This is a genomic window from Morganella morganii H1r, assembly GCF_000633515.1.
GTDB lineage: Bacteria > Pseudomonadota > Gammaproteobacteria > Enterobacterales > Enterobacteriaceae > Morganella > Morganella morganii_B.
Genome location: NZ_AYMP01000100.1, coordinates 1 through 3,689, shown reverse-complemented (window position 1 = coordinate 3,689; position 3,689 = coordinate 1). Strand labels below are relative to the sequence as shown.

Below are 3,689 nucleotides of genomic sequence, written 5' to 3'. Positions count from 1 at the left end.
TGATTAAGGGCAAGCGCCGGCTGGTGAGCAGGAAGAATGTTTAAGGATGTTGTTTTTTGTATGTGTTGAAATCAGGCAGTTGATCAATCGGTGGAAGAATGCCTTTAGCGATGTATTCACTTTCTGTGTATTGAGTTTCATACCCAAGATGATCTCTAACTTGGATGAAATCAATATCACCATTAGACAAATGTCTAACATAAATACCAGTAAAATTACTCATTTAAGTATCCTTATATATTTGTATTAGCGTCTTTTTATGCTGGAAATCAGTGACTGTATTGATTTTCTCAAATGCTCTACTGACATCTGAGAATTGAAAGTGAATTTACCATACTGATCTCTGCTGCCACTTTCGATGGCTGCTTTTCTGTAATCATCAAAAGCTGATGAGATGGCGTTTCCGGAGCGTTTGCCTGCCACCATGGCAATTTTATTTATGTCGAATTTTTCGATTAACCGGTTAGGGAATAAGCCGCCATTCAGCGAATCAATCTGCTCAAGCAACGCGAATCTCACTGGGTCTGCCACAGCATTAAATTCCTTTCTCTTGTCTCTGCCGAGAGAAAGCCAGTGACCAATAAACATCCCTGCAATAAATGTCACAATGCTTATTGCAGGAGTTATCAATGGAGAATAATCTTGGAACAACCTAACGTATTCATCCAACTGTTTTTCCTCGTAGTGTTTCCGGTGCTTTCGCTGATCCTTGGAATCGCTTTCGCTTTGTCGCCATGGAATGCCAGATTCAGAGAGAAGCTGTTAACCGATGCCAGAAGATACCGGCGGTTGCACGGACTAAAGCGAATCAGGCACCATGAAAGAACGGGTAATTTCAACTACAAAGCACCAAAGAGAACGTTTTATCAGTGGTTTTGGGGCTTTTAACTGTCCGGCTATTCACCGTCTTTCCCATACAGCTTAACCAGCGTGTTCTGCCCCGGAAGGGGCTTATTTTTTGTCTGAATCCTCGTAACGCGGCGTTTTATTTATCAAATGAATCAACATCCAACACTTTTTGCAACCTAGTAAATGCCGGCAGTTGAATCTCGACGGCAACAGCGGGAAATATCAATATGTTTTTATTATCAATGTCATGGTTACTTATAGTTTCACTCGGATATCGCCCATCATTTGGCACAAGTGAGGATGTGACCAGCCCCTTGAACAGCCGCCTAAAAACATACTCGCCATTAGAGAATGCAAGTACATAATCTTGGTCGTCTGGGTCAAGTAAGGGGTCAAATACAACAATCGTATTGCTGGAAAACGGGATTGAATCATTTGCATTAACAGACATTGCTGGGTCATCTATTTCCATGGCAAAAGCCAGATTGCTAACTTCATATTTCACTGGGTAAAATTCATCAGTTATGTATATTGGTGACATATTTATGATCAGCTCAGATACCTTATCTATAGGAATGAATGGTATTTTTGTGATCTTTCCGGAGTAGCCTGTAATATTCTTTATTCCAGATACGCCATCCCCTGTAGCAAGCCATTCTGGATTTGTTCCCAAGGCATCAGCCAGCTTTGCCAGTACGTTAGCCCTTGGTTTTGACTCTCTGCCTTCGTAAGCTGCTATCTGCCTTTGAGAAATACCGACACGCTTAGCCAGTTCTGACTGAGTCAAAGAGCGCTCACTTCTTGCAGCCATAATGCGGACATGGAACCCATCATCTATTTCATATTTTCTCATACAAAATCTCTAAAACTTCATTTTATTATTGACTAATAAAAAACATGAAGTATTATGAAGTGGAATGCAGTAATGACATGAGGATACAGTATGAATGGTGAAAGTAAAGCAGTAAACCCAACACAGGTTCGAATCCCGCATGAACTTAAAAGCGGAATAGAAAGAACAGCAAAGAAATATATGCGCTCTAAACAGGCAGACATTATCTTTCGCTTAAAGTTACTGGATGAAATGGAGAAGAAGGGTGAGATCGTTATCTGATAAAAACAAAACCCCAATGGCGGCAACCATCGGGGCTTCGAATATGAATGCGTTAACCAACGAGCAGAAGGTAAACACAATGAATACTTTAGCAGTTACGAACCAAAATGTCACTATGTCAAGCCGTGAGATCGCAAAACTCACCGGAAAACGTCATGACCACGTGTGCCGCGATATCCGCACCATTCTTGTTGCGCTGATTGGCGGAAAAGATGCTGATTATATCCGTAACCCATATTTGGGTTATCTTACAAATCATCATGTTACGTGCAACCAGTATGACGATAAAAGCCCTAATGCATGGGAATACAATATTACCCGTCGCTACACTGAGATCCTGATTACTGGTTACGATATCAAGCGTCGCACCGCTGTTATCGACCGCCTGTACGAATTGGAGTCAGAGAGACGCAGTGCAGCCCCCGCCCTGCCTGGTGCGAAAGAGTTAGCGTTGATGGTCATTCAGGCAGAGGAAGAAAAAGAGCGCCTCTTGCTGGAAAACCAAGGGTTGGAATCTCAGGTTGAAGAAATGAAGCCCGATGTTGAAGCCCTGACACGCATTGCCAAATCCCAAGGCTCTATGTGCGTGACCGATGCCGCCAAACAGTTACAGGTTAAGCCGAAGTCTCTTTTTGACATCATGAGCCAGTGCAAATGGATTTACCGCCGCCTTGGTACTCCGTGGATTGGCTATCAGGACAAAATCCAACAGGGACTTATTGAGCACAAAGTAACAGTGATCACTAAACCGGACGGCGAAGATAAATCTATCCCGCAGGTTCGTGTCACTCCGAAAGGGCTTTCTAAACTGGCAAAACTGTTAACTCAGGGGGCGGCGGCATGAGCGTATCAATTTCAACAATCAATGTACCTTTCCACGGTGACAGTCTGTATGTCGTCAATTACAACGGTCATCCGTATGTCCCGATGAAACCTATCGTTGAAGGCATGGGATTAACATGGCAATCGCAGTTTGAGAAGGTAAAACAGCGGTTTAAATCAACCATCACGGAAATCGTGATAGTTGCCGCAGACGGTAAAGAGCGCAACATGCTCTGTCTGGCTCTGCGTAAACTCGCTGGCTGGCTACACACCATCAGCCCGAACAAAGTTAAACCTGAAATCCGTGACAAAGTAATCCGCTATCAGGAAGAGTGCGACGATGTTCTGTATGAGTACTGGACTACCGGCGAAGTGAAGAAAAAGCCAAACTTCCGCCAGTCCACAGCGAAAGAGCTCATCCCGTTACGTCAGACAGCCGAGCGTCTTATCGCACACGGTGTCGGCAATATCTACCCGGATATCTGGAAACACGTTCACGCTGAGTTCGGTGTGCAGCACATCAACGAATTGCTGCCGGAGCAAATACCGCTGGCTATCTCATATCTGGATGCACTGGAAGGTGAGTACATTCCGAAGCAGCAGGAGATCATCAATCTCAGCGCCAATAAAGAAAGAGATATCTACAATGTGAATGCGCTGGCAAAGCAATATGAAGCCATTTACACCGCGTGGAAAGTTGATTTATATCCGGCGTTGGTGAGTATGGATTCGCCGATTGCCAAACGGTTATATGACCGGTTTAAAACTGGATATGCGTTTCTCATGTATTTGCAGACCAGCCTTAACGGCAAGCATCCCGCGTTAATCAAATAACCCACAGGCCACGGACGGCCTTGTAATTCAGATCACACGCCGCCTCTTAGCTGAGGCTTTTTTCATTGGA

General features: G+C 44.2%; 6 protein-coding genes. 3 read left to right on the top strand and 3 right to left on the bottom strand.

Features of this window, described 5'->3' with window-relative positions; genetic code table 11:
• Nucleotides 1–40: 40 nt before the first annotated feature.
• The 3 genes from U868_RS25660 to U868_RS24290 form a co-directional block, all read right to left on the bottom strand.
• Entirely contained in the window at nt 41–223 is a 183-nt protein-coding gene (locus tag U868_RS25660) for a hypothetical protein (RefSeq protein ID WP_162817294.1), read from the bottom strand.
• A 23-nt stretch (nt 224–246) separates the two neighbouring features.
• The gene (locus U868_RS0123105) at nt 247–669 is read right to left on the bottom strand and encodes a hypothetical protein (RefSeq protein ID WP_025155344.1); all 423 of its coding nucleotides are present in this window, start codon (nt 667–669) and stop codon (nt 247–249) included.
• A gap of 316 nt (nt 670–985) precedes the next feature.
• On the bottom strand, nt 986–1,702 hold the full coding sequence (locus U868_RS24290) for a helix-turn-helix domain-containing protein (RefSeq protein WP_025155343.1): 717 nt from the start codon (nt 1,700–1,702) through the stop codon (nt 986–988).
• A 90-nt stretch (nt 1,703–1,792) separates the two neighbouring features.
• On the opposite strand from U868_RS24290, the gene U868_RS25655 reads away from it, so the two are divergent.
• The 3 genes from U868_RS25655 to U868_RS0123085 all read left to right on the top strand — a co-directional run bounded on the left by U868_RS25655 (nt 1,793) and on the right by U868_RS0123085 (nt 3,619).
• Nucleotides 1,793–1,963 (top strand): hypothetical protein, encoded by a 171-nt coding sequence (locus U868_RS25655; RefSeq protein ID WP_162817293.1) that lies wholly within the window; start codon nt 1,793–1,795, stop codon nt 1,961–1,963.
• A gap of 79 nt (nt 1,964–2,042) precedes the next feature.
• A complete protein-coding gene (locus U868_RS0123090; RefSeq protein ID WP_025155342.1) occupies nt 2,043–2,807 on the top strand; it encodes a phage antirepressor KilAC domain-containing protein in 765 nt (254 codons plus the stop codon).
• On the top strand, nt 2,804–3,619 hold the full coding sequence (locus U868_RS0123085; protein ID WP_025155341.1) for a phage antirepressor N-terminal domain-containing protein: 816 nt from the start codon (nt 2,804–2,806) through the stop codon (nt 3,617–3,619). The genes U868_RS0123090 and U868_RS0123085 overlap by 4 nt, the downstream gene beginning before the upstream one ends.
• Nucleotides 3,620–3,689: the final 70 nt, after the last annotated feature.